Genomic DNA, 22,054 nt, shown 5'->3' with positions numbered 1-22,054 from the left:
GACGGGGGTCATTTCATCAAAGCATCGTTGCAACGAAGCCGTAGTTGCCGTTGCCGTCCGCGCCAGCGAACAGAATCTTGCATGTGGCCTTTACCGCACCGATTGAGGATGCCGCACCGGTCGGATTATATCTGTTGTATTGAGCGTCGTAGAACACAGCTATGGTGTAAGTGCACTTCTTATCGGACGAGGCATATTCGAACTTGGTCGAACTGCTGTACCCACAGCCGACGACCTTTGGCGCTGAGGTCGCTCCGGGGGCGACTGACGGCAGGAGAGCCGTGTCGTTGGCGCATCCAAAAAAGAGCGTATTGTCGATCGCCGATGTCGTGATCTGATTCTGCACCCTGAATGTGATCAGGCTTGCGTTGGCCATGGATGGAATTGCGAGCGCTGAAGCGATCGTGACGAGTTTGAATAGGCTTTTCATATTGGCTCCATCAAAAGGTGACTAGTTCTTTTTTATCTGCATAACAATTCCTCGATGGTCTTGATCTCCCCCTGCCATGCTAATCGAAGCTAGACTGAGACCATGGTCGGTTAGGACCTGATCAAACTGACTGCTCTGCAAGTCGTTAGTCATGAGATTTAATGAATCAGTGCTACTGAATTGCGCAGCGGTGATTGTCATTTCGCATATCGTGGCCGCGCAATAAAGGGTACTGTTCGCAGACAGTACCTTGAGACTTTGCAGATTCTGGGAGGCTGCTATTAGATTTTGCTCGGTGCTACTGGCCCACGATTCATCACGACGCTCCACCTTAAGTTTATCGTGAAAGTTTTTAGTAACATCCCAGGATGCTGGAAGGCGCATTTCCGCTGCTTTGATTGCAGCGTCCTTAGTCGTCGCCGTTGTATCTGTAGGTAGGAATGAACTCTGAATCTGATCTTCGGCCGTCAAAACCCGGCTAGCCTGCAAAGTCTTGGCACCTGAAATTATTTCAGGGCTGTCTATTACCTTGATAGTGGTTTGGCCGGTACGAGGAGGATGGTCCAACTCTCTCGAAGGTACCAATTCGTACGTTGCGAACATCAGGATGCAGGTTCCGAAGCATATCATGCTCGTGGAGTGCTTGCGGATGAAAGTCATGACGCGGTGTTCTGAGCAAGCGGGGCCGACGGGACAGCAGTCGATGAAATGCAGATCGCTGCAACCAACATATGGACGCCTCCCCCAAATCTTCTTTCTGCTTCCCGTAGGCCGTCACCCGATCCGTCCGGTTGAGTTGTTCATACCGCGGCGCCAGCGGAGTTGGTCGTGAGAAGAAACGGGAACCGATCAATCAACCGTTCGGCTGACATCGTAGGGACATAGACGGGCAGGGCCCCGGTCCGTGCGTAAGCGTGGTCTGAAGGTCGCCTTGTAGGCGGACCGTTCGACGGGTTGATGGCGGCTCTTTGAACGGGGCCGTTATGTCAGACGGGACTATCGAACCAGCTGAGGACGTAGCGACCACTCATACAACCGGTCGTATCGAGATTTTCGGACCGGTATCCGGTCGGCGCCGGTGGACCGTTGAGCAGCTGGCGACCCTGCAAGATGCGTTTGGGCCGAATGGGTCGGTCCGGGCGGCTGTCGAGTGTCACGAGGTCGGCGGCGGCGCGATCTACATTTGGCGACGCCAGGCGATGTCGGGTGCACTGAGCGGCGTGCCGGCCCGGCCGCAGACCGCATTCGCCGAAGTCCGGGTCTGCTTTTCCGAAAACTGCTTCCGCTTCATCTGTCCGTCCCCTCTTCCGGGGTCGGACTCTAGCTCCAACTGGAGGAAAAAACGGGGGTCACGTCACCGGCGCCGCTGGACGGTCGAGGAGAAGCTGGCGATCCTGCGCGATGCGTTTGGGCCGGATGGGTCGGTCCGGGCGGCGGTCGAGCGTCACGAGGTCGGCAGCGGCGCCTAGTCAGGCAGAAACCGAACTGTTCCGCCAATTGGCCCACGTGTAGCTAAGGCTGACGGCCGTATCTCGCCGTTGTGCCAATTGGTGTTTCCGTGCCCGATGAACCGCCGCTGCCATCGCGTTTCCGCTGCCGAATGACGCTGCCTCAATGACCGGCGCCATGGTATTCGCGGGTGGCGGCGCATCGATCCGGCGGGCAACACCCTAATTCCAATCCAGTGGCCGCTTACGGCAAAGGTAGACCTTCGCGGCGTTGACGTCGGATGACTGCTTTGTCTCACTTTTCGCCGTTCCGCGTCCTAGACACGTCGCTCACGTCCGTCCGCGTGCTGCACGGCGTCTACCAGCGTGCCGCGGCGCTGAGCCGTCGACGAAGCAGCGTGGTACGGTGTCCTTTCGACACTAAAAGGTCTGAGGGCGCTCTCTTGCAATGCATCGCGCTTGGGATCGACGTGTTCTGAGTCGACGAGACATCACACGAGATCTGTACAAGATGCGTTCAGATGCTTGGGGCTCGTTCCACTAGTACACCTTTATCCAGATGGTAGACGCGTTCGGCGCTTGCAATCGTCTCCTTGCGATGGGCGACGATGATGCGAGTGATGCCCATCGATGCGATCGCCCGATTGACCTCGCGTTCCCGGACATCGTCCAAGTGGGAGGTTCCTTCGTCCATGATCAGTATCTTCGGCGCGCGATAGAGCGCTCGAGCGAGCAGCACACGCTGCCTCTGGCCGCCCGAAAGGGCAGAACCCATCTCTCCCACCAGCGTTTCGTAGCCCATCGCCATGGCAATGATGTCCTCGTCAATCGCAGCCGCTCGCGCGCATTCGCGGATACGTGAAAGATCGGAATGCTCGTCGAACAACGAGATGTTTTCGCCCAACGAGCCGCCGAACAGAGTGTCGTCCTGCAGGACCGCCGCCACTTGGGCATGGTAGGACCGGTGTCCGAAGAGTCGCAGAGGAAGACCATCAACCAGGACCTCGCCACTCGTCGGTTCGGCCAGGCCCAGTAGTATCTGCAGAAGCGTGGATTTACCGCCGCCAGATGGGCCCGTGATCGCAACCGACTCGCCCGCCGCGACGATCAGGTTCACCCCCTGGAGAACGAGGGGATCGTCACCTCCGTAACGATAGCAGATGTCGCGGAGTTCGATGTTCCCCTTCAGTAAAAGGCCGGCGTCGTGAGAGGACCGGAAGCCGATGTCCTCGTCTGCCAGCGCAATGTCCGACAGACGGTCCAGGTGAAGTCCGAGCATCTTGAACTCGGACGCCTTCTCCACGAGGGAGGCGGCCGCCACTAGGAACTGGGTCTTGTACGCCAGAAACGCGAAGACCATTCCAAGGCTGAAACCACCCTTGATGACCATCCCCACGGCGAGCCATACGCTCAATACGTTCTCGATGGCGAAGAGCGTGGTCTGAAGCGTGATCTGCCAGTTGGTCAGCCGCTGGGACCTGATGTTGCCGTTCACCGCATCGGTCATGCGCGCCTGCCAAAGAGCATGGCGCAGCGTCTCCCGCCCCGCCAGTCGGAGCGCTCGTATGCCGTGTAGCGATTCGATCAGAACCGACTGTTCGCGTCCACCCGCCACGATGACCTCCTCCTGGGCGCTGCGCTGTGCACGGAACAGCGATATCCTGATGATGGCGTAGATCACCAACGCCGTGATCGCGCACAAAGAGAGGGTGGCAGAGTAGACGAACATCAGCACGAGGGTCAGGAAGGCGAGTGCGCCGTCGACGAGGGTCGCAGGAGCGTCTTCGGCTAGCATCTTTCTTATCGGGAGGACGGACTGGAACCTAGACAGGATATCTCCGACCTGACGTCTGCTGAACCAGTCGACTGGCAGGCGGAAGAGTTTGCGCGCGACGTTCGACGACAGACCGTAACCGAACGAGGATCCCACGGAGAGGAGAACGGACGCTCTCAGAAGTGAAGCGACGCCGTTCAGGACGGCGAAAAGTCCGAAGCCGAGCGCAAGGGCACCGAGAAAGCCTATGTTGAGCTCCGGCAGGGCGCTGTCCACCGCCAGCTGCAGATAATACGGAGAGGTGAGGGCGAAAAACTGAATGATCAATGAGAGTATGATCGTCTGCGAGATGGCGCGTTTGACGCCCCTGATGCGCGTCCATAGGTTCGACAGTCGAAGACGTTGGCGTAATTCGCCTGCCTCGAAATTGTTCGTCGGCTCAATCTCCAGGGCCACACCGGTGAAGTGCTTCGAGACCTCGTTGAGGTGCATCCACCTACTTCGATTGGCAGGATCGAGAATGAGAGCCCTTCGCCCGGAAACCTTTTCGATCACGACGAAATGGTTCATGTCCCAGTGAAGGATGGCCGGCAGGCTCAGTGAACCGAGTTCGTCGAGATCGACCTTCACCGCCCTGGACGACATGGCCAGACGGTCGGCGATCGCCATCAACGATCGTAGCGTAGCGCCACGGGTCGACGGGACGAAGCTCCGGCGCATCACCCCCATGTCCACCTTCAGCCCGTGGTAGCCTGCAATCATCGCCAAACACGCCAACCCGCATTCTGCGAATTCGGCTTGGCGGATGTGTCGAACCTGGACTCGAGAGAACAAGCCGAGATCGAGTTGTTCGGTCATCAGCGCATCGCCGCGAACAGCGGGTCGAAAAGCCATTGCAGCAATGAACGTTTCTCCACGACGATCCTCGCCGTGAACGTCATGCCTGGAAGCAGGGTCTGCCTCTTGCCGTATGCCTTGACGAACGGACGAGTGATCGTCGCGGTCGCAATGTAGAAGGGAGACGAGACACCGTCCTTGTCCGTTCTCATGACCGGTGCTGAGGAAAGTACGGATATCGTGCCATCCACGGTTCCAAACCGTTCGTAAGGATATGCATCAAGTGCCAGTCGGACGGACTGCTTCGTCCGGATGAACCCCGCTGCCTTCCCCGGAACGTAAATGCGTGCGACGAGTCGGCCGTTCGACGGTACGATCACCATCGTCGCATCCTGCGTGTTCACGGCGTCGCCGACGTGGATGTTCAGAGCAGCCACACGACCTTGCGTCGGTGCGACGAGGAGGTAACCCTCCTCTCCATGACTGGTAGCCCGTTCGCGTTCGATCTGGGCGCGCGACGTGGCTAGGACCGCACTCGCTCCCGAAGCCTTGGCTGCCGCCTGACTGCGTGCCCTTTCCGCCTGCATCACGCTGGAGAGCTTGGCCGCTCGAGTCTGCTGAAGCACCGAAAGCTGCTGCTGGCGGGAGAGCAGCGTCTCCTCCCGCACCGCGAGGTCGCGTCGGCTTATGAAGCCACGGCTGGCAATCTGAGACGCCTGCGTCAAGTCCGACTGGGCCATGTCGACCAGCCTCTGTTCGACCGCGATCTGTGCCCCAACGCTGCGGATCTCCGCCTGCAAGCCGGCGATCTGCGCGGCGTACTCACCCTGTTCGGAAACCGACGCGACGCGGCTTGATTCCTGCTGATCCTCGAGTCCACGTTGCTGCCGCTCGATTGCCGACAGGATGGCGACCTGCTTCGCCGCGCCCGAGCGGTCCGCTTCGTCGGCGCGGATCCACGCGAGCGGCGCACCCCTTCGAACGAAGCGCCCCTCCTGTACCGCGATGCTCTCGACCAGCCCCGCTCTCGAAGGGATGACCTGCACTATGCCCCCTGTCGGAAGAACGGATCCCGATGCGATCTCCGTGCGGGAGTAGCTCGCGGTTGCAAGGAAGATCACGCCGACGACGATTATGGCGGCGAGAGAAATCGAAATCAGCCGCCAACTCATCGGGACTGCCAGACTTATCACTCCGTGAAGGCTTTCAGTGCGCTGCCTGAGCACCTCGTCACGAAACAGGCTCATCAATCTTCCATCTGGATTCGGAGTGAGAATGATAACGGGACGCTGCGGAAATCGCCAACGAGGCTTTCTGAAGTGTGGTTGCGGAGTTGCGAATCGGCGATCGCCGACCTCTCTGCAGAGCGATCACCGATTTGGCGCGTCACGAAGGTTCCGTGTGACGTGGCTGCGGGGAACGGAAAGACAGTCTGGCAGGGCGTGCTGAGGACGTCATGCATGTAAGAAAGCTGCCGGTCGCCAAGGCGATTCGTCTATGCATGCCGTGTTGCTGTATCCAGAATCCGCCACGTCTGTCCCCGACCTCCCGCAGTAGCGTCTAGCCCACGCTGCTGGTGCGCTGACATAAGAAACGTCGGATCCCGACCGATCCGCAGTGCCGAGAATGCGATCAGGTATCGCTTACTGCACTCGCGCTGATCGCATCCTTTCTCGAACTAGATGAAGGGAATGCCGTCGAAAGTCGACGGCGGCGGTATCACATTCGTCTGAGAGGGGGATCGTTCGCTTCCTTTGACGATTAAACCGAAATGGTGCTCAGGCTGGTATTGCCGGACCGTTTCCGGCAAGCCGTCCATGTGTCTGGTGGCTCAACGGAGAACGTAATGGAGACGCAACTCCTTGATTCGCTTACTCGAAGCGAACGGAACGTACTGCGGGTCCTGTTGCGCGAACGCGACCAGAAGACGATCGCACGGCAGCTCAACCTCAGTCCGGAGACCGTCAAGACCCACCTTCGCAACGCACGGGAGAAGACGGGGGTGCGGCAGAGCTTCGCCTTGGCCCGAGCCCTCGCCGAGCACGAAACAGATACCCCTGAATGGGGTATCACCCTTCCGGGGGGAGGGTATTCATCGCCGGAGCCGACCACGAACGGGGCATCGAAACGACCCGAGGAGCAAGGGCCGGACGATGATGCGTTTCACGAGAAGCGTGCGGTCTTCGACTACGACCGTTCATCGTCGGGTTTTCCAGTTTTTCGGGAGGAGAAGCAAAGGAACTCTCTTTCTGCGACGACGCGGATGCTGATCACGACCGGGCTGGGGATCCTGCTGGTCGCACTCATCATTCTAGCGTTTCCGCTGTCGGAGTCTTTCCAGCGCCTCGCCGACGTTCTCGATCCACCGAAACACTGAAGCCGGAGGGCGCGTCCCGACGGCCGGGAGCAGATCGAATGCCTAAAACCCGTCTGGAAGTAGCACGCGAAGTCTACGAAGCATTCCGTGAGGCCGAAACCGCCGCCGAACATAGCGCCGCGACGATCGCGCGCTGCGCCGCAACCCTGGTGGAGGCCCGTGGGAAAGCTCACCTTCCTCCTGCGGTGGGATCGGAGATCTTCTCGCTGATGGCCCGTTCCTCGAGCAGCGCCTTCGACGCTCGCCATGCCATCGTCGCGGCGCATCCGCTCCTGGACGAACTCGCCCGAAATCTAGGATTGGTCGGCTTCGGTCCCGACAAGGAGTCAGTCCCGAACAGCCCGTTCGTCGGTGCAAGATCCCCCATGCGGGTTGTCTCCGAAGCAGCGTGATGCGAACAGCGCGGACTTCAAACGGGGTCCGCGCTTCCGATGTCGATCTATTTCATCCTCTTCTGGTCCTCCTTGTCGATCGTGTCCTTCGCCAGCTTCAAGTGGGGCGAAGAACCGGAAAAGGCGGTGGCCGCGATGTTCGTGGCGGCGGCCGTCGCAACGCCGGTCGTTCGCTCCGCCATCGCGTTGAGGTACAAGGACGTCGAGATCGGGGTGTTTCTTATCGATGCCTGTCTTCTGGCCGGACTGGTGTGGATCACCGTCCGCGCGGACCGTTGGTGGCCCTTATGCGTGACAGCCCTGCAACTACTCACCTTCCTCTCTCACGTGGGCAAAGCCGTGAATCCGTCCCTTTGGCGGTACGGCTACCAACTGATGGCGACTTGGGCGGGCTGGCCGATGGTGAGCATTCTCGCCGTCGGCGTCCTGCGATGCCGGCTTCGGAAAGAGAGGCGCGACGGCATCTCGCTTGGATAGTCGCTGCAGGCGGAGAGGGTGATCCGTTCGGACGGGCGGACCAACTCCTCGCGGAGTTCGGATCCCTCGGTGCCGTTCTTGCGGCTTCGCCGGGCAGCATCAGACGGGTCGTCCGGGGACGGGGGGCGGCGGCGCGGGCCATCTCCAGCTTCAACGCCGCGGCCATGCATGTTCTTCGGTCGCGGATCGCCGATCGACCCCTTCTGTCCTGCCTGCCGCAGGTGGCGGACTATCTGCGCTTCAACCTCAGCTTCGCCGGCACCGAGCGGATCAGGATTCTCCATCTCGATGCGGGCAATCGGCTGATACGCGACGAGCAGATCGGGGAAGGCACTGGAACCCGAGTTGCCATGGCCGTCAGTCCGATGCTTGATCGAGCATCGGAACTCGGCTCGGCGTCGTTGATTCTCGTCCACAACCATCCCAGTGGCGACCCGACCCCGAGTCGGCAGGACATCGAGCTCACACTGAGGATCTCCGCTGAGGCGGGGCGACATGACATAGTCGTCATCGATCATCTCATAGTGGGCGCCGAGAAGATATACAGCTTTCATCGGGCGGGACTTCTCGCATGACCGGAACCAACGTCGAGCAGTCCAGTCCCGTTTCTGCCCGGAAGTTGGGAGGGGCGACGTCCAGAAGATCGAAAAAGGGAAGGGAGACGTACCGTGTGGCGTCGCATTCAATCAGCGCGAACCTCATCGAGCGGGCTGAATGTCTTTACAAGGAGCGAAGACGACGCGACGCCAGGATGGCGGGAACAAGCGAACTGTTCGGCGAACCGTCGTGGGACATCCTGCTGGATCTATTCATAGCGCTTGGCAAGGCCAGGCCGGTCAGCGTGAGCAGCGCGTGCATCGCCTCGTCGACGCCTCAATCGACGGCACTTCGCTACGTCGGGCTATTGGAGAAGGCCGGCCTGATCAGACGAACCAAGGATCCGCGAGACGGAAGGCGCCACTATCTCGAGCTTACGGAGGCGGGACTATCGAACATGCAGGCATATCTGTCGGAGGGAATCTGAAGTAGCCAGTTCCGTGAATGCGAGAGTGGAATTTCAGATCGAAAACTAAGCGTTTTCGACAGACCTGGCATGGGACTGACGCGATGTTGGGGACGTACGTGCAATGCAACCGGTTCCCTCATCTGATGATCGGCTATACTATTTCGTCAATCTGCGCACATAGAATGTCGTCGACGTCTTCTTCCGCAGGGTCCTTGCCGTACCGCGGATCGTGTTCCTATCGGGCATCATCTGCATGGACAGCACGGCTACGCGCTCGCCCTGGGCCGTCAGATCGGTCTCTACGATCGTGTCGGGTCGCGGCCGCGTGATCAACGCCCGAGCACCGGAATTATCCCCGTCGATCCTGACCGATTTCCCTCCGATGACGGCGTCGTAGCCGGTCCCGACCTCCGTTCGCCAGCTGAACCGGTTGCCGTCCAATTTGAGTATCCAGTCATTCTTTGAGTCAGCCGTCACGCTGACGCGTTCCCATCGCCCGGTAAGTAGATGAGCACCCTTCGTCGCGGGACCGATCCGGCGCTGCACCGTCTCGCTGGTGACGGCCTTGCCGCTGGGACTCGTGTAGCTGGCCACATGCCACGTCAGAGTGTTTCCGTCGGGTGAGACGACATACTCGACGGTGTACGCCATCTTGCTGCGCACCTTGTCGACCTCCTTCACGACGTGGTCGCTTTTGACGGATATCGACTGCTCGTCGACGTATCCGCTTCCGGACACGTGATGAAACTGACCATCCGCCGTCACGATATCATTATCGTCTCGCTTGAACCCCCCATCGATCAACTGAAACGTCGTCGGCTTGATGTTGCCCTTGAGCGAGGTCGTATCCATCCTCCATCGCCCGTCGAACGGGTACTCCGGGGTGGCCGCCGGCGCTGCGGCGCAGACGAACAAAGCGGCGAAGATCGCTTGGAGAACGTCTCGCGACGAAGACGTTGGCTTGAACGTGGACAAAATACCCTCCTGGCAGGCAGGCTTAACCCAACCAATATCGGTTCGAAGACGTTTCTCGGCAATATTCAACCGCGATCGCAACAGGTCGAGGCGACGAGGAACCGCTCCTTCAAAGTAGCAATCCGAGGTCTCTACTGCGGCAAAGTCTGATCTAGATGTTAAATCCCACGCCGCAACGTTCAAAAACACCCATTCCCGTGCTAAAAAATCAGTCGGGTGGTATTGTGGCATGGGGCTGTTTCGTCGAGCCTTCCTATGGGTAAATGACTACCCGAAGGAGAGTCTCCATGGAAAAAGCGAAGAAGTCCCCGTCGCCCTTGTTCAGAACTCCGGTTCGCACGCTTACCAGCGAACAGATCGCCCATGTCACGGGCGGCGTCTATCAGGCCCGAGAGGTTGGTAAGCCCAGCAGCACCCTGATCGATATCGAAGGGTTCCGTTAAAAACCTGTTTTCGACGGGTGAAACGGGAGGAGCGTTCGATGAGGACGCTCCTCAAACACGGGATAAATCATGCTTACGTTTAGAGCCTGCCTGAACGATCTGCGGCTCGACGGCCGCCACTGTCAGTCCGTGCAAGACGCGACCTCCCTCGACGTCTTCAAACACCATCTGATCACCGATACACTGATGCCGCTTACCGATGGTGTCGAGATTTGGGTAGGCGAGGCCGCTGATCCGTTCGGTGCGGTGGAGGAGTACGATGACCGTGCTCGGAAGACGACGTCCTTCGTGGATTTCGACGGGATCCGCGTAAATGCCACCGGGGGGAGGCTGGAGCCACGCGTGACCGTTTCACGCACGGCCGGCGGTACATCGCCTCTGTACGTGTCGGCCAACAAGTCGCGTATCTGCATTTCCTGGAAATTCGAGGAAGCCGTGGCTCTGCTGGAGAATCCACAGCCAAACGTCGAAATCTGCCGCCTGATCCTGAAGCACGGCAAGGGCCAGACCCGTGAGCAGATCATACAAGGCGTGTTCGCTCTCTGGCCTGGCGAAAGCATGGTCTTCAATTCCGAAGGTCTGAAATTCTCGATCTGCGAGAATATCGCCGTCGTGCTGCCGTCGACGTTCAGCGACCGCGCTCGCGCCACGGATGCTTTCCTGGACGCCGTCGCCGCCGTGCTCCAACCCTTGCTGAGCAGGTCAAAGCGGCCGCTGCTGGAGTTCAGCGGCGGCATGGATTCGACCTGCGTCGCCCTCGCCGCGTCGTTCGTCCGCACCGGTCTCGAAAGCTACGGTGTCATTCACCCCGGAGCGGTCGGCCGTCAGCAACGCATGCGGCGTGAAGAACTGATCGAGATGCTCGGGCTCATCGATTACACAGGGTCGTCCTCTTCCACCCTACCGGTCCAGTCACTTCGAATGGACGAGTGCCAGGTGACTCCCAACGACGATGTCTATCGCATGTGCCTCATGGACACGCTGCAGACACATGAACTGCAGGGCGTGGATCTGGTCATGAGCGGCATCGGCGGTGATGAACTGGCGAAGGACTTCACCTTCTGGCGCCATGAATGGGAGTTGCCGGGACACGCAAGCCGCTCGTCGATCGTAGGTTCGATGAGCAGGGCCGACATGTTCATGAGGCGCGGAATTTGGCCGGTGAATCCCCTCACTCATCCCAGTGTGGTCAACCTTTGCCGGGCGATGCCCGCCACCATCCGCCAAAATAGGCTTTTCAACCGTTTCGCGATTGCGCGTGCAGGCTTGAGCGATGGGTATATGAATCCTCGCTATCACGAAACTTTCGCGAATGTTCTCATGCTCGAAGCGATCGAGTGCGACTTCGACCAGTTCCTCGACACTTCGATTCTTGGTGATTTCGGTGTCCTCGACGTCTCCCGTCTGTTGGCCAAGACGCACGCGAAAACCGAATTGGGAGTGCCGATCAAACTGGTAGGCAAGATGTACTACACGATAAAGCTGGAAATGGTTCTGCGACGGTACGTCCGTTGACTTGGTGAAGCCCGAGCGGGGTAGGGGGGCAGCCTATGTCGCAACGTGGTCGCAGATCGATCCTCCATCGATATGCTCCCCGAAGGGGGCATCGGCACGCAGTTGGCGTCATCCCGTGTCGGCGTCATCCTATGAAGTGTAGCCGTCCAGGTCCCGGCGATCGGATTCCGGCAGACATCATCCACCTGAGGCCCTGACGCAGAGACGCGCTGTCGTCGCCGCGGAGATCCGAACGAGGCCCTGCAACGATAAGCAACCGGGCAGGGCGTTCGGTCATCTCTAGCATCCTACAGCGGTCGCGCCGGTCGGTTTCGAATAGTCTCGCTTCCCGCTTGGTGGGAGCGGATCGGTCTTCGCCCTGCGCGCATTCCCGCTGTTCGGCGCAACGGAAGCCTAGTTTTGTATCCTGGCTCGCTCTCAGGCGAGCAAATGTTCGACCCCCTACGTCGAGGGCGTAGCTCGAATGCGGGTGCTGTTCGGAAGGCGCTTGTCACCGAGTGGAGCCTGGTATCCCGCGCGGTTCGCCGCAACCGGCAGGTCGAGGACTTGGCCGCTGGTCACGGCGCGCGCAGCAGTGATCGGTCGGGGCGTCGTCGTGACGAACGCGAAGCGCGTGCTTGAGCAACCACCGAGGGCGCCGAAACCTGCGCGCGAGACGAACGAGTACGCCTTCTTGCGAATCTCCCAACTCACCCGGCACTGGAGCCGAAGGTCACCTAGCGGCCGGTCGAACTCGGTCGAACCAGGAGAAAGCACGAGGGGGCGAACAGACACTGCCCGCTTGCCGAGGTTGTGCACGAGCTCCCAACGATCGGAAATCTGATCGGGCAACGCGAAGCGGCCGTCCTCGTCGATGTCGACCGTCACCGAACGATCGTCGTCGATGCGCAGTGCAAGCTTCATCCCCTTCACCGGATAGCCGGATTCCGGACGAAGTTGAAATTTGAGAACGCTCTCGGGTGCGAACGTGGCGCGATCCGCCTTGAAGACGGACACGGCATTCAGCAGTCTCTTGAGGTCGAGGGTTCCCTCACGTGAACCCGTAACAACGATCTCGTCCGCAGCGGAGACCGGCGTGGCGTCCTGTGACAGCGCCGGCGTCTGAACCAGCAGCATGGTGGCGGCAGGCAGTAGCAGTCTCATGAGTTTGTCCGGGCGGAAGTGGTGCATCATCGTACCTTTGTCTTGAGCCTTGGAACTTGGCGGTGCGGTCTGTCAGCAAGCGATGGACGCGTGCGACGATCTCGAATGACGAGGCTCGTATCTGGCCAAGTCCGTCGGCGCAGGGAATTCTCACGAAGGTGATCCGGTCATATCCGCCAAAGCCATCATCTTCCGGCGTTCCGTCAGCGTCCCGGTCCCTACGACATGGGATAAGCACGAAGATAGGCATATACGCCGTGTACGATAGGGTACGCCTCACATCCCGACCCTCACGGTGACGCCAGCGGAGCCGCACCCTGACAACGTCGCTGCCATCCCGCATCCCGACTTCGATTGGTCCTTGAGGAGATCCGCGCGCTCCGAACGAACGTCGTCCTTCGAATTGGTGAAGGATCGGGAGTCAATCGTCCTGTCGAGCCGGTACTCGCTAGGGCGTCGGGCGCAGATCGTTATCTCTTCATCCTTCGAAGGTGCGCACTCCGCGGTCGTCGTCGTCATGTTCCGGTATCGCTCGAGAGCGGCAGTGGATCGCTTGTCATCCGATTGTGGGGAACCGGCCAACGCAAGCATAAGGGCGAACCACGGGGCCCCAAAGGACCAGCCTTGCGTCGAGATGTCCATCAAATCGGCCCCAGACCTAGTTTCCCACGCGTCTTCATCCGGCGGAGGGCTGCAAGAGCGTGGAAGCCATCGGTTCCCCGCAGGGGAACGAGGTTGATTAAGCACAACGCCAGCGACGCCATGCCTGCGATCCTGAGGGGCGGAACGGCCGTCGCTAGAAGGGTCATCGACAGGAGTGCTTGAACGACCGGTCCCGCGATGTAGACAAGGCCCACCTCAGCGGGGGGGAGGCGGGTCATCGCGGAGATGTCCGCACTAAGCCCGCCCGAGCGTTCGTCGAGGAAGAAGCAGATGCTTCCTACGATACCCGAGAACCTGTAACACGCCGCAAGATGCGCCAGCTCATGCGCGAACGCCAGCAGCGTCACGAACGAGACGACGGTCGGATAGGTCGAGAGCGACGGATGGGCGAGCAGGCTCAGCGAGGCGACGATGCCATGGAGAGTGCGCTCAGGTTGAGAAGCCGCCCACGACACGACCAGTGCAATGATCGGTAGGCCGTACCGCCAGTCCATCATTCTGGACAGAATCCTTACGGGTTTATGGAGGTGGAGGGAATGGATCAGGATCCATCGGCGCGAACCGTCGGCTTGCGCCCTTTCCGATCCTTTCGGTGGGACTTCCCGAACGATGTTCGCAAGCAAGGCCGAATGGTTCAAACGGCGAGTACGGTAGGCTTGCTTCAAAGCGTCCACGTCGTTGCCCGTGAGACCCGAAACGACGAAGCGGCGACGTTCCACGACGACCATGATCTTGTCGTCGCCGAAAGCCATGTCGTCGACGAGACCTGCCCCGTTCCGCCTTTTCGGATGACCTAGCCCCGATCGATCGCCTCGTTCGAAATCAGTCGGCAACGATCAGGCTCCGCTCGCAGAGCCATTGCCGCAATGGCGCAGGTAGATTTGCCATATCGGCACCGCGTTCGACGATGCCGGAAATCACTCCGAACAGCCGCTCGCCGGGAAAGGCCACCGTTCGCGACTTCCGATCGAACAGGCATGGCCTGCTGTCGAACTCCCCGGCGTGGAATACGCCGTATCGTTCGTGGTTGAACTTCATCGCGTTCGCCGGACCGGAGACGCGAGGCGCGGTGCCCGGAGCGACGACCGGATTGTACTCCATGAACTTGTGGGAGTACTTCAGAGCTTCCCAATTGGTAAGGTCACGCTCCACGAACGGTTCGAAGTTCCGCCACTGCCTGACGGTCGCCTCTTCGAAGAAGGCTTGCTTGTCGCCGCCGTTCGGACGGATGTCGTCGAAGAACTGAAAGACGTTCTCCTCCTCCTGTGCACCTCGCCGATGGGCGATTACGGGCACCAGCGGCACCTTGGTGAGCCATGAGATCGCGGAAGCCCCGTATCGGGCATGAAGATCGTGTCCCAAGAACGGAATCCTCATCGAGTTCCGGTTGGTGGAGCTCCAACCGCCGACGCTCTGATTTCCATCGACATAGATGAAGACCGAACGGCCCTGCTTCAGATCGGAGCTCAGCGAGAACAGCATGGCTGCCGAGGACGTATCCATGATCTTGAACAGCGATTTGTCGTAGCCCATGACATCGAACATCCGTGCAACGTTGTCAGTGATTCCGTCGCGTCTATCCGGGTCGAGGCCATCGTACATCAGCGCCGTCAACGGAATTCGCAGACTCGCAAGGTATATGAGCAGCAGCCGGTAGCTCGCGTAGTGGAACGACACGTATATCGCGGGAGAGCCATTTGTCAGATGACCCGTATTCCCGATGCAGGATATGGAAGGCAGCAGGTCGAGGAAGTTGTTTGCCTCGATTATCGATTGGCATTGACGGAAATAGGACTGGAGGGCGCTTTCGTTCATCTCCTGCCGCGACAGCTGCGGTCGCATTCCGTAGATGTTCGAAAGGAGCACTTCGCGAGTATGGACGTCATGACCGGTGTCTAGCCCGGACTTCAGGCGATGCCTGAGTCGGTCGATTGTATCGTGCGTCGGTTCGGACATTTCGCTGGCTCCTCGACGAAACGGGAATGGCCCAAGGCGGACGTATCCGCCCTGGACCAGACGAGCGTTCAGAAGGGGCAGATACCCTTGTCGCAGGTCGCGATCGCTGCATGGGCGGACTCGACCTCTTCGACGCTGATGGCGGATGCCATCTCGTTTTCGAAGGATTCGATTTCGAGACCAGTGATTTCGTTGTCGACCATTTTCACGACTCTTTCGTTCTAAAGTCTCGCATCAGAGCCACCGCTACCGGGTATCAGTGCCCGACACCCGTGGCGTTTGATGCGCGACGTCCCTGTTGTGGTGCGGACGTGCGAAGCGTCCGACCGGCGTCGTCGCCGGCTTAATTGAACCAGCGACGTCTGATTTCAGTCTGACGGGCTCCGCGAGTCAAGTTGTCGGGGCGTCTTTGGAAGCAAATAGAACGGGATCCGATGCATTGAGTATCATCCGGAGTGGACACAGTCGGCTGGGAGGATATATTTGTAGAATCTTGATTTAGGTATCGTACGATGACTGCTGCGTATGACTGTCAAACGTGAGGGGTGGCCGTTCGATTAAAGTTTGACCAACGGCTATTTAGGATGAAGCGAGATTCGTCCGAAGAACATAGGCGGTTCCTTGCAATTATCGTGAGTCGGAATTTCCGCAATGAGATCTGAACGTACCATCATCGGCGTGCGGTCGCCCGTCGCAAGGCCACGACTCGTTTCCTCAATCAGTTCGACCGAACTTGGGTCGCGTCTGCGTAAGAAGTGGGGGCGGCGAATCCCTCGCTTGATGGCGTTGCTCGTTCCGGCCTTGCTGGCAGCCGCCCCCCCGCCGCCCTCGGTTATCGCGCCATACGTACACGGCGGGCGTTTTGAGCCCGGCGACTATAGGTGGCTTCGTGGTAGTTTCGACGGAGCCAGCGCCGCTGAAATCGCCGCGTACGAAGAGATGGTGAAGTGGCGGAGCCGTTGTCGGGCAAGTGACATGGCGGAAACGCGTTCCGAATTGAAGGATCTTGGGATACGGGCAGGCGAAGCGATCGAGGCGATCCCGTATCGTAGCCTCGTATGCGACCAAGTCGCGACCCTGCCCGAGCCGCTCGATCTTCACGACTGGTCAGGTTTCGTGCGCGACGTCAGTGTGGTTCGCCCGATATCGCTCGGATTCCTCAACGCGGTTTCGATGGGTGAGAAAGCCTCTGCCGCAGATTCCAGCGATCTGCGCGATGCATTGAACGCAAGGGCGGTGGGGGAGCAGGCTCTTCGGGCAGGTATCGCCTGGATGAACGGCTCGCCAAGCGCCGACGGCAGAACATCGACACTTACGCCGCAGCAGCGCGGAATCCTGACGTCCGAATTTGCCATGGCCCTTGCCGTACGGGACCATTCGAACACGGCATGGTTGAAGAAGGTCGTCCTGTCTCAAGGGTGGCCCAAACGTAGTCAGGTGGGCGAGGGCGCGGCAAGGACCGCATGGCTCCTAGTGCAGCATGCGGACGCGGATCCCGCCTTTCAAGTCCAGGCGCTTCGCCTCATCGAACCACTCGTTTCGACGGGGGAAGCGACCCCTAGGAACTATGCCTACCTATACGATCGTGTGATGCTGAAGCTCGTAGGCAGGCAGCGATACGGTACCCAGCTCAATTGTCAGAATGGACGCTTGGCACCGATGGCGTTGGAGAGCGAGGTCGGGGTGGACGCCCGGCGTCATGAGACGGGCATGGGGACCTTGTCGGCCTATCTCGCGGAGGCAAGGCTGGAAGCAGGGGCCTGCACCGACGGATGATTATCAGTATAAGCTGTCCGGGTAGAGCTGTCAGTCTGATAGTATGGCGTCGCTATTCATCTATAACTTAACTTATATAATATCTGTTTAGCATAGGCATACTTGGCTTGTTTGAAAGTATTGGAAAATAGTTACTCGCAATATTATATATGAGTATATTGCACTAATTCTATTGACAAGCCCAACAATTATTTAGACATTTAGTTTGGCAATTTTGCCAAATCATAGGATTTATTACTTATGTCTCTACAGAAAATGCTTTCCAAGGTTCGCGAACTAGACGTGACCGAGCTTGATGAAGTGAGCGGCGGGTCCGAGCTCACCACCACCTCCTACACCGACTCGCGCGGTGTGAAGCATAGCGTATCCATCCGTGACTAAGCCCATGGTCGGCGCTATGCGGCGACTATAGCTTGGTGGGATGGCCGGGGTGACTGCTTCGAAAGCTGCGATCCGTCCCGGCCATCCCTAGCCGGATGCTCAAGCAAATGCCGGCATCGGCCTTTTGATTTATGGCTAGTGCGAGTGAGGCGTCATGAGTGTTTTGATCGTAACCTTGCCAGGTGACGTTCATGCGCATGCGGTGCGCTGGGCGATTGAACAAATGGGAGGCACTGTGCGCCTCTTCTATCCAGCGGATCTCTGCAACGGCGGAAAGTGGTCCTTCGATCCCCTTCAGTCTAAACTGTCGGTCGAGTATGCTTCTACGCGGGAAGTGGTCGATTTCGATGGGCAACGTACCATATGGATGCGGCGGCCGCCCGTCGTCCTGGCGCAGGAGCGTATTACCGACAAGGAGGAGCAAGCAGTGTCCGAAGACGACTTCGGTGCGCTTGCGCGTAGCATGTACATGTTGATGGAGCGCGGGCGCTTCGTCGTAAGCCGTCACGACAACACCCGAAGCGCCGCATTGAAGCCGTACCAATTCGGTGTGGCGCGTGAGGTGGGTTTGAGATTGCCGAGGACGTTGGTTAGCAACCTTCCGGAGGCCGTTCATGAATTCCACGAGGCCTGCGCGGGGAATGTAGTCTTCAAGCCGTTCAAGAGTCCGCTTTGGCAGACCGATCGGGGCCCCAGAATGGTGCCTACGACGCTCGTATCGAGAGAGATGCTGCTCGGGTGCGACCTATCCGTAGCCCCGGGAATATTTCAGGAGAACGTACGCAAGCGTGCCGAGATCAGGGCAACGATTATGGGTCGATCCGTCTTCGCGTGGGAGAAGCGGTTTGATGGACGGGATGATCTCGACGTCGACTGGCGTTTCATGTTCAAGAACGCGATACACTCGATTCATCGGCTTCCTCCGGAGATCGAAGTCATGTGCTTCGAGCTACTCGATCGTCTTGGCTTGGTATTCGGATGTTTTGACTTCGTTGTTGATGACCAGGGACGATACTTCTTTCTGGAAGTAAATCCTCAGGGGCAGTGGCTGTCGGGAGACGTGATTAACGATGATCTGAACCAACTCGAGGCGATGGCCCAGTTTCTGCTGTCCGAAGATCCCCAATTCAAATATTCAGGTCAAGGGCGTCTGCGCTGGTCGGATTGTCCCAAGGATCTTCTCGATCGGGCGATGAGGACCGAAGAAGCCGAGCATCACGGTCACCTGATGACATTCATGTATCATCAGGCTTCGTTCCGCATGGAGTCCGCCGAGTAACTGGTGGGGCGGACGGCAGCCTCGAGCCCGCTGGGCTGGTTGCCATTTCCCAATCCGGTGTCGAATGCCAGAATGATCTTGTCCTGGTCGCCGCTTGGTCGTCGAGAAACTCCGCGCAGACGTCCCTCCTCCTTGAAACCCGCCGCCTGCGTCATTCGAAGGGAAGCAAGGTTGTCGGACATGACGTAAGTCAGAACCCTTTCGAACCCTAGATGTGAACTTGCGTCGAGGCAGGCCCGAACGATTGTCTTTCCAAACCCTCTGCCTCGATGCTGCGGAAGCACTCCAACAAGCTGCAGCACCCCGACATGCGAAGTCGATCTTTGCCCAGTGTACGGCTGCATGATTCCGAACCCGACAAAAGCCCCGTCCGCGCCGTCATAGGCGACGTAGTGGTGTGCCCCCAGAAAGCGGACTTCGAACGGGGGGATTTCATCAAGGCGGTACGTCACGAGCGCCGGGTCCCAGGTCTGTCGCTCCATGTCTGCGATGGTGACCAAGTCGCCAGGCTCGGCGGCGCGAACCTTCACGTTGATCAAGCCGCCATCGCCGGCGATCCGTGTGCGGTTCCGTCGCTGACAGCAAGAGCTCGACTGATGCGCGCAAGCGTGCTCCACGGCGATTTGAAGTCAGAATTCGGTCCCGACTGGTCAGCCATAGCCAGCCGATCGCCAAGTAGCCGTTGCACACCGTGATTGTCGTGGAAGACATGGCCAACGGCTTCCACCGCCTGTGCAGCCAAGTTTGCCGAGCCGAGCGGGGGCTCCGTATCCGAAGCGCGCCGATCTCGGGCAGGGTAGGGCTCGGCCGCGGCGTCGTCGTCGGCAGCGAGAAGATCGGCCTCCAGCCCTGCTTCCCACCACATGCGGCAGCGGAACGCGTCGAGAGCCTCGACGAGGTATCGCTCCGTAACGCTACCGGCCTCCAGAAAGCGGCTGACCCATGCTCCCGTGTAGGTAACGTGCCGAAGCTCGTCCTCATGTATGCTGGACAGGGCGTTCACGACTGCGACGCGGTCGTCTACGTCCAAGAGTTCGGCGCAGACCTCCAGATATGCCGTCAGAACGAATAGGTTCCTGGCCTCCGCGGCATGGGTCGACGCGATGAAGCTTGCCACATCTCCATCGAAGCTTTCGCCAGACTCGTCCGCTCCGGGCAGCGCGTCAGGTTTCTCGCTCGCTCCGTCGGCCTTAAGCCGTCGAGCCAGAGCGGCGAAGATCTTCGCGTGCCTACCCTCGTCCTTCGAATGGTTCGACAGATCGTCAGCGAGATCCCGATCGGAGTCGCCGACCAACGCCGAGACGAGGGCGATCATCTCGCTCCCCAACGCTTCGTTCACCGAATGGCGTGCGAGTCTCGTGCCGTAGACCCGCGGGTTGCGCAACAGGCTGCGCCGTATGCCGTCGAGCGCTGGATGTCTCACTTCGCGCTCGAGGCGCTCGAAGGCGTCGACAAGCGACCTTCTCGTACGGAACGCGGCGGTGCAGGTGGTCAATGCATCCATGGCTAATTCTCGATCAAGGCAGAGTGTTCGCGCATGCCCTAAGGACGTTCTATCCGCGATCGGTGCCGACCCGGCACATGGCGCCGGGTCGGTTCCAGTGTCTGGAAGCTCAGAAGGGCCAGGTCCAAGTCCACTGGCGACCCGGATTCTTCGCCGCAACAGTAGACCCGCCCTGGCGTTCGGCGGCGAGAGCGGCAAGTGCCTTCAGTCCGTCGAAGGACTTAGCGGCTTGTGTGTTCGAGAGCGTCTGCATCGTCGTATCCTCCTTGGTCGCGGGTTTCCGAAGTTTCCACGGATGACGACCATCTCCGTAGAATCTCGCGAGCGATGAACGGCTGTTGCCTGTCGAACGTCTCGATCGCCGTCAGCACTGGCGATAGGCCGCAGCAGCCGGATCGCCGTTCACCGAACTTTTTGAAGTGGAGCATTCTGTCGTGGGGACAGCCCCCGTGGCAAATGTCCGTCCACTGGCAGTCTGCGAAGTCCTCGGCGGCTCGCAGACTATCGGCGTCCCAATGCTCGACGAAGGACGAGCCGCCGATCATGTCTTCGACGCTGTCGCGCACTACGTTGCCGAAACGGGTCGAGGGCGCGCCCACGAACTTGTCGCATGGACCAAGCGTGCCATTCGCCTCTACGGTAAGGAAATGACCGGTGCAGTCGCCTGCCCAAAGGCAAGTCGGACTTCTACGCTTCTCGATCACGGGACGCATGAGATCGACGAAGAAGTCGACATAGATCTCGTTCCAGTAACGTGCCGCCCACGTTTCGAACAACCTAGCCGCGTAACCCATGAAGTCATCGATCGGGAGGAATCCATGATGGTCTTCGATGGAATCGATATCATTGCTGGGTATGACGTTGAGCAGGTTTACGCCCTTGATGCCCGCATCGATGTACGCCTCGAAGAAGGTTTTAGGATCAATCGACAACGTCTCGGGCTTGATAACCGAGAGCGCTCCGAATCTGACTCCCGCTGCTCGTAGGCGGGATATACCCTCCAAAGCTCGCGCACGTGACGATTGTCCGCTCTTGTCGAGACGTTCGTCGGTGAGCGTCAGGCCGTCAAGGCTCACTCCGACGCCGATCTGGAGAAATGAAATCATGTCCAGCCAGTCGTCGGATATGGCTACTGCATTGGTCTGGAGAGAGTTTCTGATGATCTGGCCGGGACGAAGCAGCTGCTGCTGAAGCCAGATCATTTTCAAAGCGATCTTGGGATTCAGTATCGTAACCTCGCCACCGTGCCAGACGAACTCCACCTCACGCGCGTCGGGAGTGTTCACTGCTCTGGAAATGGTTGACAGCAAGACGCTGAATGGCATGACCTGCCCCGGCCCCTCGGCCCATGAGTTGCAGTACGTGCACCTCAGATTGCAGAGCCTGGTCAGCTTGACCGTGAATACGAACGTCTCGCACTCTGCATCCGTCATCGGCGTCGAAATTGCGTGATCCGTCAGGTATGCGTGCCACTGAACGATCTCGGCGCCATTCAAAACATCGTTGGCCGGCATTAGAGATATAAGCGAAGACGCTTCCTGTGATGAAAGTCTAAGCGTTCCCGACCGTATACCTGCGACTATATCGTCCGCTGAAAAGGTCGGATTGGATTTCTCAAGGCAGGAGAACACGTGGGCAAGCACGTCGGCAACACTCCCTGGCCAGCGGCGCGAGTCAT

At 59.1% G+C, this 22,054-nt stretch carries 22 protein-coding genes; 10 read left to right on the top strand and 12 right to left on the bottom strand.

What is annotated here, in order from left to right; genetic code table 11:
* Positions 1-16: 16 nt before the first annotated feature.
* Together U1708_RS07810 and U1708_RS07805 are read right to left on the bottom strand one after the other, a co-directional pair.
* Complete coding sequence (locus tag U1708_RS07810) at positions 17-430, bottom strand: hypothetical protein (RefSeq protein ID WP_332744385.1); 414 nt, start codon at positions 428-430, stop codon at positions 17-19.
* A 21-nt stretch (positions 431-451) separates the two neighbouring features.
* Entirely contained in the window at positions 452-1,090 is a 639-nt protein-coding gene (locus tag U1708_RS07805) for a hypothetical protein (RefSeq protein WP_332744383.1), read from the bottom strand.
* Positions 1,091-1,629: 539 nt separating this feature from the next.
* On the opposite strand from U1708_RS07805, the gene U1708_RS07800 reads away from it, so the two are divergent.
* On the top strand, positions 1,630-1,899 hold the full coding sequence (locus tag U1708_RS07800) for a hypothetical protein (protein WP_332744381.1): 270 nt from the start codon (positions 1,630-1,632) through the stop codon (positions 1,897-1,899).
* A gap of 496 nt (positions 1,900-2,395) precedes the next feature.
* Here the strand turns inward: U1708_RS07800 and U1708_RS07795 are convergent, their stop codons facing one another.
* Positions 2,396-4,510 carry a peptidase domain-containing ABC transporter gene (locus U1708_RS07795; protein ID WP_332744379.1) on the bottom strand — a complete coding sequence of 705 codons (2,115 nt, stop codon included), beginning with the start codon at positions 4,508-4,510 and terminating at the stop codon, positions 2,396-2,398.
* The gene (locus U1708_RS07790; RefSeq protein WP_332744377.1) at positions 4,510-5,736 is read right to left on the bottom strand and encodes a beta-barrel domain-containing protein; all 1,227 of its coding nucleotides are present in this window, start codon (positions 5,734-5,736) and stop codon (positions 4,510-4,512) included. Before U1708_RS07790 ends, U1708_RS07795 begins: the two co-directional genes overlap by 1 nt.
* A gap of 599 nt (positions 5,737-6,335) precedes the next feature.
* On the opposite strand from U1708_RS07790, the gene U1708_RS07785 reads away from it, so the two are divergent.
* From U1708_RS07785 to U1708_RS07765, 5 genes are all read left to right on the top strand, one after another.
* On the top strand, positions 6,336-6,866 hold the full coding sequence (locus U1708_RS07785) for a response regulator transcription factor (protein WP_332744375.1): 531 nt from the start codon (positions 6,336-6,338) through the stop codon (positions 6,864-6,866).
* Between the two features lie 38 nt (positions 6,867-6,904).
* Positions 6,905-7,258, top strand: a complete 354-nt coding sequence (locus tag U1708_RS07780) for a hypothetical protein (protein WP_332744373.1) — start codon at positions 6,905-6,907, stop codon at positions 7,256-7,258.
* Positions 7,259-7,297: 39 nt separating this feature from the next.
* On the top strand, positions 7,298-7,735 hold the full coding sequence (locus tag U1708_RS07775; protein WP_332744371.1) for a hypothetical protein: 438 nt from the start codon (positions 7,298-7,300) through the stop codon (positions 7,733-7,735).
* Positions 7,736-7,956: 221 nt separating this feature from the next.
* Positions 7,957-8,310, top strand: a complete 354-nt coding sequence (locus U1708_RS07770; protein WP_332744369.1) for a JAB domain-containing protein — start codon at positions 7,957-7,959, stop codon at positions 8,308-8,310.
* Positions 8,307-8,759, top strand: a complete 453-nt coding sequence (locus U1708_RS07765) for a hypothetical protein (RefSeq protein ID WP_332744367.1) — start codon at positions 8,307-8,309, stop codon at positions 8,757-8,759. Before U1708_RS07770 ends, U1708_RS07765 begins: the two co-directional genes overlap by 4 nt.
* A gap of 138 nt (positions 8,760-8,897) precedes the next feature.
* Here the strand turns inward: U1708_RS07765 and U1708_RS07760 are convergent, their stop codons facing one another.
* Positions 8,898-9,947, bottom strand: a complete 1,050-nt coding sequence (locus U1708_RS07760; protein WP_332744365.1) for a hypothetical protein — start codon at positions 9,945-9,947, stop codon at positions 8,898-8,900.
* Positions 9,948-10,003: 56 nt separating this feature from the next.
* On the opposite strand from U1708_RS07760, the gene U1708_RS07755 reads away from it, so the two are divergent.
* Entirely contained in the window at positions 10,004-10,159 is a 156-nt protein-coding gene (locus U1708_RS07755; protein WP_332744363.1) for a hypothetical protein, read from the top strand.
* 69 nt (positions 10,160-10,228) lie between these two features.
* Positions 10,229-11,674 carry an asparagine synthetase B family protein gene (locus U1708_RS07750; protein WP_332744361.1) on the top strand — a complete coding sequence of 482 codons (1,446 nt, stop codon included), beginning with the start codon at positions 10,229-10,231 and terminating at the stop codon, positions 11,672-11,674.
* 441 nt (positions 11,675-12,115) lie between these two features.
* Here the strand turns inward: U1708_RS07750 and U1708_RS07745 are convergent, their stop codons facing one another.
* The 4 genes from U1708_RS07745 to U1708_RS07730 form a co-directional block, all read right to left on the bottom strand.
* Positions 12,116-12,817, bottom strand: a complete 702-nt coding sequence (locus tag U1708_RS07745) for a hypothetical protein (RefSeq protein ID WP_332744359.1) — start codon at positions 12,815-12,817, stop codon at positions 12,116-12,118.
* 641 nt (positions 12,818-13,458) lie between these two features.
* Positions 13,459-14,232 carry a hypothetical protein gene (locus U1708_RS07740; protein ID WP_332744357.1) on the bottom strand — a complete coding sequence of 258 codons (774 nt, stop codon included), beginning with the start codon at positions 14,230-14,232 and terminating at the stop codon, positions 13,459-13,461.
* A 70-nt stretch (positions 14,233-14,302) separates the two neighbouring features.
* Positions 14,303-15,436, bottom strand: a complete 1,134-nt coding sequence (locus U1708_RS07735; RefSeq protein WP_332744355.1) for a lysophospholipid acyltransferase family protein — start codon at positions 15,434-15,436, stop codon at positions 14,303-14,305.
* A 68-nt stretch (positions 15,437-15,504) separates the two neighbouring features.
* Positions 15,505-15,639 carry a hypothetical protein gene (locus tag U1708_RS07730; protein ID WP_332744353.1) on the bottom strand — a complete coding sequence of 45 codons (135 nt, stop codon included), beginning with the start codon at positions 15,637-15,639 and terminating at the stop codon, positions 15,505-15,507.
* 577 nt (positions 15,640-16,216) lie between these two features.
* On the opposite strand from U1708_RS07730, the gene U1708_RS07725 reads away from it, so the two are divergent.
* The gene (locus tag U1708_RS07725; protein ID WP_332744577.1) at positions 16,217-17,212 is read left to right on the top strand and encodes a DUF6624 domain-containing protein; all 996 of its coding nucleotides are present in this window, start codon (positions 16,217-16,219) and stop codon (positions 17,210-17,212) included.
* Positions 17,213-17,747: 535 nt separating this feature from the next.
* A complete protein-coding gene (locus U1708_RS07720; RefSeq protein ID WP_332744351.1) occupies positions 17,748-18,872 on the top strand; it encodes an MvdC/MvdD family ATP grasp protein in 1,125 nt (374 codons plus the stop codon).
* Here U1708_RS07720 and U1708_RS07715 read toward each other — a convergent pair.
* From U1708_RS07715 to U1708_RS07705, 3 genes are all read right to left on the bottom strand, one after another.
* A complete protein-coding gene (locus tag U1708_RS07715; RefSeq protein ID WP_332744575.1) occupies positions 18,839-19,402 on the bottom strand; it encodes a GNAT family N-acetyltransferase in 564 nt (187 codons plus the stop codon). The genes U1708_RS07720 and U1708_RS07715 overlap by 34 nt on opposite strands.
* Before the next feature lie 5 nt (positions 19,403-19,407).
* A complete protein-coding gene (locus U1708_RS07710) occupies positions 19,408-20,376 on the bottom strand; it encodes a hypothetical protein (protein ID WP_332744349.1) in 969 nt (322 codons plus the stop codon).
* A 221-nt stretch (positions 20,377-20,597) separates the two neighbouring features.
* Positions 20,598-21,890: a radical SAM/SPASM domain-containing protein gene (locus U1708_RS07705; protein WP_332744347.1), complete on the bottom strand. Its 1,293-nt coding sequence runs from the start codon at positions 21,888-21,890 to the stop codon at positions 20,598-20,600.
* Between the last annotated feature and the right edge of the window lie 164 nt (positions 21,891-22,054).

The sequence above is a fragment of the Sphingomonas arabinosi genome (assembly GCF_036663715.1).
In the GTDB taxonomy this organism is placed as follows: domain Bacteria; phylum Pseudomonadota; class Alphaproteobacteria; order Sphingomonadales; family Sphingomonadaceae; genus Sphingomonas.
This window is presented reverse-complemented; position numbering and strand designations above follow the sequence as displayed.